Annotated in this window: 9 protein-coding genes; 5 read left to right on the top strand and 4 right to left on the bottom strand. The window is 62.8% G+C overall.

Features of this window, described 5'->3' with window-relative positions:
- The coding region (locus EOD07_RS22115; RefSeq protein ID WP_164772421.1) for an MGMT family protein at positions 1-279 on the top strand (279 nt) is incomplete at its 5' end.
- Positions 280-306: 27 nt separating this feature from the next.
- On the opposite strand, the gene EOD07_RS22120 is transcribed toward EOD07_RS22115, so the two are convergent.
- The gene (locus EOD07_RS22120; RefSeq protein WP_127236981.1) at positions 307-633 is read right to left on the bottom strand and encodes a hypothetical protein; all 327 of its coding nucleotides are present in this window, start codon (positions 631-633) and stop codon (positions 307-309) included.
- A gap of 332 nt (positions 634-965) precedes the next feature.
- Between EOD07_RS22120 and EOD07_RS22125 the strand changes: the two genes are divergently transcribed.
- The 3 genes from EOD07_RS22125 (at position 966) to EOD07_RS22135 (ending at position 1,904) form a co-directional block, all read left to right on the top strand.
- Positions 966-1,178, top strand: coding sequence for a cold-shock protein (locus EOD07_RS22125; protein ID WP_027168154.1), 213 nt, complete (start codon positions 966-968; stop codon positions 1,176-1,178).
- 274 nt (positions 1,179-1,452) lie between these two features.
- Positions 1,453-1,653: a hypothetical protein gene (locus tag EOD07_RS22130; protein WP_127236982.1), complete on the top strand. Its 201-nt coding sequence runs from the start codon at positions 1,453-1,455 to the stop codon at positions 1,651-1,653.
- Positions 1,650-1,904 (top strand): hypothetical protein, encoded by a 255-nt coding sequence (locus EOD07_RS22135; RefSeq protein ID WP_127236983.1) that lies wholly within the window; start codon positions 1,650-1,652, stop codon positions 1,902-1,904. Before EOD07_RS22130 ends, EOD07_RS22135 begins: the two co-directional genes overlap by 4 nt.
- 81 nt (positions 1,905-1,985) lie before the next feature.
- On the opposite strand, the gene EOD07_RS22140 is transcribed toward EOD07_RS22135, so the two are convergent.
- The 3 genes from EOD07_RS22140 to EOD07_RS22150 all read right to left on the bottom strand — a co-directional run bounded on the left by EOD07_RS22140 (position 1,986) and on the right by EOD07_RS22150 (position 4,502).
- The gene (locus EOD07_RS22140) at positions 1,986-2,594 is read right to left on the bottom strand and encodes a glutathione S-transferase family protein (RefSeq protein WP_127236984.1); all 609 of its coding nucleotides are present in this window, start codon (positions 2,592-2,594) and stop codon (positions 1,986-1,988) included.
- A 151-nt stretch (positions 2,595-2,745) separates the two neighbouring features.
- Positions 2,746-3,606: an EAL domain-containing protein gene (locus EOD07_RS22145; RefSeq protein WP_040989574.1), complete on the bottom strand. Its 861-nt coding sequence runs from the start codon at positions 3,604-3,606 to the stop codon at positions 2,746-2,748.
- Positions 3,603-4,502: an EAL domain-containing protein gene (locus EOD07_RS22150; RefSeq protein ID WP_127236985.1), complete on the bottom strand. Its 900-nt coding sequence runs from the start codon at positions 4,500-4,502 to the stop codon at positions 3,603-3,605. The genes EOD07_RS22145 and EOD07_RS22150 overlap by 4 nt, the downstream gene beginning before the upstream one ends.
- A gap of 219 nt (positions 4,503-4,721) precedes the next feature.
- Between EOD07_RS22150 and EOD07_RS22155 the strand changes: the two genes are divergently transcribed.
- On the top strand, positions 4,722-4,967 hold a 246-nt coding region (locus EOD07_RS22155), incomplete at its 3' end, for an aminotransferase class I/II-fold pyridoxal phosphate-dependent enzyme (RefSeq protein ID WP_127236986.1).

A 4,967-nucleotide genomic window follows, 5' to 3' on the forward strand; every position in this document is an offset into this window, starting at 1 on the left:
ATCTACGACGCGGCGCGCAAGCTCCGCTTCGGTGAAACCACCACTTATGGTGAGCTGGCCAAGCGCGCCGGCCATGCCGGCCTTCCGCGCGAGACGGGCGCGGCGCTTGGCGCCAACCCGGTGCCGCTGGTTATCCCGTGCCATCGCATCCTCGCCGCGGGCGGCAAGATCGGCGGCTTCTCCGCTCCGGGCGGCTCGGCCACCAAGGAAAAGATGCTGGCCATGGAAGGCGTTCGCGTCGGCCCACCGCCCGCCGCGCAGGCCTCGTTCGGTTTCTGAGAGGCGCCCGCTCGCTCCCCCTATCAATTAGTCGTGCAGGAACCGGCGACGGAAGCGCCGGTCGAAATCCGGACGCTTGCAGACATAGACCATGCAGGACCTGGTGTCGGCGCTCGGCACATAGGCGCGCGCCCGCACTTCGCCCGCATTGCAGAAGCCCTCGTCACGCACATAGCGGTCGTAGAGCGGCAGCCCCGGCACGCGCGCCGACTGGTAGCGCAGGATGACGGCGCCCTGTCTGGCGATCGTCGCCTGCACCCGGTCGCAGCTCATGCGCGTCGGATCGTAACGCGACACCGCTTGCGCCTCCGCGGCCAGCAAGATGAAGCAGGCGGCAAGCAGGATTGTCTTCATGGTTCCTCTCCTAAAGCAATCCAGGAAAGGTGCGTAGCGGTTTTCCGTCCGGAATTGCGTCAAACCGCTCTCGCGCGGCAAGCATCTCATCCCTCCACAACGCGGGGCCGCTGTCAAAACTTCCATTGCCTTCGATGGGGACGACATGCCGGCGGCGCCTCAAGCGACCCGTCTTGTTTTCTCGCGCAAACTATCCTATATCCGCTCCATTGAATTTGGCCGATCGATCGGGCCTCGCGATCCTTCGCGTTTGCTGACGTCTCCAAAATTTCGATACCACCGGCCGGGCTTTGGTCCGGTCAAACAAAAGCAAATGTGGAAGGGCATTTTCCATGGCAACTGGTACGGTCAAGTGGTTCAACGCCACCAAGGGCTACGGCTTCATCCAGCCTGACAATGGCGGCGCGGACGTTTTCGTCCACATCTCCGCTGTCGAGCGCGCTGGCATGACGAGCCTGGCTGAAGGCCAGAAGATCAACTTCGAGATCGAGCAGGACCGCCGCACCGGCAAGTCCGCTGCTGGGTCTCTGAGCAAGGCAGCCTGATTTGGCGATAGCGCGCGCCGGACGAAGGTTCGGGGCGCGCGGCAAGTCACGGATGTACTGACGGTCGCGCGAGAAGCGCGCCGGAGCGAAAAGACCCGATAAGCTGGAACAGCAGATAGCTGCCAGCCCGGACTGGACGCTCCCGATCAGGCTACCGGCATAGGAAGGCGGGCATTGCCCGCCTTTTTTGTTGTCTGGATTTTGGGCGAGTTCTTCTTCGGGCCCAGCAGGCCCACGGGTGGCACTTTTGGCCCATTAGTGCTATCTTTCATGCATGACCAAACTCGAGCAGATCGAAAAGTCCGTCGCCGAACTGAGCCCCGAAGAGCTGAAAGCCTTTGCCGCCTGGTTCGAGGCGCTGCAGGCTGATCTGTGGGATAAGCAGATCGAAGCCGACGCGAGGGCGGGGCGGCTGGACAAGCTTGCAGAACAAGCACTGACTGACCACCGCGCGGGCCGGACCCGGCCTCTGTGAACCACTTTGCCGCCCCTTCGTTTTGGGACGCCTACGATAAATTACCTAAATCAATCAGGATGAAGGCTGACGGCAGATTTGCCAAGCTGCGCGCAGATCCGTTTCATCCTTCGCTCCATTTCAAGCGGGTTGGACGTTATTGGTCAGCTCGAGTTGATCTGGACTACCGTGCTGTTGCAGTCCGGGACCAGGACGACATGATCTGGTTTTGGATCGGCACCCATTCCGAATATGAACGCCTTTTGAAATAGCCGCTTACGGCCGTGGGCGTACCGAGCGGCTCGTTGGCGCGCTCGTACAGGTCAGGTGCGAAGGGGCGATCGTATGAGGAATTACCCCACCCACTCGATCGGCACATGCCCCTTGTCCGCCTCGACCCGCTTCAGCCAGGCGGCGACGGCCGGATAGGCATCGAGCTGGAAGCCGCCCATCCCGGCGGTGTGGGTATAGGCATAGAGCGCAATGTCGGCGACGCTATAGGCGCTGCCTGCGAAGAACTCGTTCCGCTGCAGATGCTGGTTCATCACGCCCAGCGCCTTGTTGCCGCGCTCCAGCGTCTGCGCCAGCCGTTCCGGCGTGGCGTCCTTCGCCCGTTCCGGGAAGGTCAAAAGCGCCTTGCGCACCGCGATGTAGGGCTCATGGCTGTATTGCTCAAAGAACAGCCATTGATAGGCCAGCGCGCGTTCATACTTGTCGGCCGGCAGGAAGCGCGTGCCTTCGGCGAGGTAGAGCAGGATGGCGTTGCTCTCGGCGATGCGCCTGCCGTCGTCGAGCTCGAGCATCGGCACCATCGCGTTCGGATTCTTGGCGACATAGTCGGGCTTGCGCGTCGCGCCGGTATGCGAACTCACCTCGACCCGGGTGAAGGGGACGCCAAGCTTCGCCATCAACAACCGCGGCTTGTAGCAATTGCCGCTGTCGGCCATGTCGTAAAGGATCATACCTCTTGCCTCTCCGAGTCTCCTTGGAACGCTCTAACGCGCGCGGCCAGGTCCCATCCAGTGATTTGTTTTTGAGAAGAACCATCAGCGACGCTGATACGTCCTTTGGGGGCCAGCATCAGCGATGCTGATACGTTTTCCTTGGTCGGCATCAGCGATGCTGATGCAGGGGTACGACCTTATTGCCGGCGTCGAGCAGGGCACCGATGGAAAGCGGTTCTTCCTCGAAGATCGTGCCGGCGAGCGCCGGGCGAGCGAGATGGAAACCCTGCAAAAGGTCGACGCCGCCCTCGAGCGCGACGCGCAAATGTTGCGCGTTTTCGATGCCCTCGACCAGCACTTTTGCGCCGCGATCATGCAGCGTCGCCACCAACGGCCGGAAGAAGCGCTCGGCGGCGGCGTGGCGGCAGAGCTCGCCGAACCAGGCGCCATCGATCTTGACGATGTCGGGCGCAAGCAGGTCGATGCGCGCCTCGGTCGAATGCCCCGTACCGAAATCGTCGATGGCGATGCGGATGCCGTCGCGCCGCATTTCGCGCACCAGGCTGGCAAGAACGTGATCGTCGGCCGCCTGCTCGGTGATCTCGCAGACCAGCAGGCCGGGCTCCAGATCAAAATCGCCGAGATGCCTGGTCATCAGCCGAATCTCGGCGAGCGCCCGTCCGAGATGGTCGTTGACGTTCGGATTATAGTTGAAGAACAGCGTCAATCCCTCGACGCCGATGTTGCGATAATTGCCGAGATGCAGCATCCGGCACAGCGTTTCGACAAACAGCCGGTCGGAAGCGGGAACGCCGCCGAAGAAGATCGAAGAGGCTACCGGCTGGGCAATACGGCGCGGCTCGATCAGCCCTTCAACGGCAACCGCCCTGAGCACACTGCCTTCCGGCGCGAAGATCGGTTGATAGGCGCTCCACAGCCGAAACTCGCCATAGACGCCGAACTGGAGGCCGATCTCGTCGGCGAAGATCGCCCCGGCGACGTTGCGCCGCCTGTCCGGTTGTCCGCTCATGGCGCGACCTTGCGCCCGAACACTCTTGCCCGCCGCGCCTGCGGCGCCGGGGCGCCGCTTGTGACGACCTGTGCCTTGCTTTCTTCGGCCGAAGGCTGCCGCGCGACCGTGCCGAAGACGCGAAAGCTGGTGGGGGCAAGTTCCGGCCGGGCAAGCACATAGCCTTGCACCATCGAGGCGCCGGATCTCTCGGCAAGCTCCAGCTGCCAGCCTTCCTCGATCCCTTCGAAGACGGTGTGGATGCCCTGGTCCTCGAAGCTCTGCACCATCGTCGTCAGCAACGCGAAGCCCGCGCCGGACTCCATCAGATGGGTGATCCAATGCGCATCGAATTTGACGATGTCGGGCTTGAGTTCCTTGATCCGGTGAATGTCGGAATCATCGGCGCCGTAGTCGTCCACCGCGATGCGGAACCCGTTCGCCCTCAGCGCCTCGACGAAGCCGTAGAGCGTTTCCTGCGAAGCCGATTTCTGCTCGGTGACCTCGCAGACGATGCGGCGCGGATCGATGCCGGCTTCGTGCAGCACCAGCCGCATGTCGCGCAGCGCCTTGTCGGCGATGCTGCGATCGGTGAAGACCGAAGGGTCGAAATTGACGAAGATGGAGGCCTCTTCCGGCAGGCAGGCGCCGGCGTTCAGAAGATGCAGCGTGCGCGTCAGGGCCTCGATATGCAGCCGGTCGGCCGCCGGGCAGGTGCCGAAGAATGCCCCCGGCGATTGCGGCTCGCCGTCGCGGAACGGCCGGATCAGCCCCTCGAAAGCGGCGACCGAAAGCTTGCCCTCCTTGAAGGCGAAGATCGGCTGGAACGCGCTCTGCAGCGTATAGATGCCCCAGACACCCGTGGAGGTGCCGTCATCATGACGGATGATGTGGGCAAGCCCGATGCTGCGCGACAAGGTTTCCCGCTCCGCGAATAGGCGCAATCCGATCTGCGATCCTGCCAGCCAAGGGTTTACCGGCCGTTGATGAATTTAGCGTTGCCGCTCACGCAGGCTGACTTTGGTCACGCCTCCTTGACCTCTGGCTCATCGCACAATGCTTGCGCTCGGCGCCATGATGCGACATGAGAGGCGCCGCGGCCGCTCCTGGCCGCTTTTCCTAGGAGACATCTTGTCATGGCCTTTCTCGCCGACGCCCTTTCCCGCGTTAAGCCTTCCGCGACCATCGCGGTGACGCAGAAAGCGCGCGAGCTGAAAAATGCCGGCCGTGACGTGATCGGCCTCGGAGCCGGCGAGCCGGATTTCGATACACCCGACAACATCAAGAACGCGGCGATCGAGGCGATCCGCCGCGGCGAGACCAAATATCCGCCGGTCTCCGGCATCGTGCCGCTGCGCGAGGCGATCGCGAAGAAATTCAAG

It is taken from the genome of Mesorhizobium sp. M2C.T.Ca.TU.002.02.1.1 (assembly GCF_003997225.1).

What these genes read in the sequence shown, in the direction of transcription:
- EOD07_RS22145 (WP_040989574.1), bottom strand. Translation starts at nt 3,606, where the DNA reads ATGAGCGGACAACCGGACAGGCGGCGCAACGTCGCCGGGGCGATCTTC.
- EOD07_RS22140 (WP_127236984.1), bottom strand. Translation starts at nt 2,594, where the DNA reads ATGATCCTTTACGACATGGCCGACAGCGGCAATTGCTACAAGCCGCGG.
- EOD07_RS22120 (WP_127236981.1), bottom strand. Translation starts at nt 633, where the DNA reads ATGAAGACAATCCTGCTTGCCGCCTGCTTCATCTTGCTGGCCGCGGAG.
- EOD07_RS22125 (WP_027168154.1), top strand. Translation starts at nt 966, where the DNA reads ATGGCAACTGGTACGGTCAAGTGGTTCAACGCCACCAAGGGCTACGGC.
- EOD07_RS22130 (WP_127236982.1), top strand. Translation starts at nt 1,453, where the DNA reads ATGACCAAACTCGAGCAGATCGAAAAGTCCGTCGCCGAACTGAGCCCC.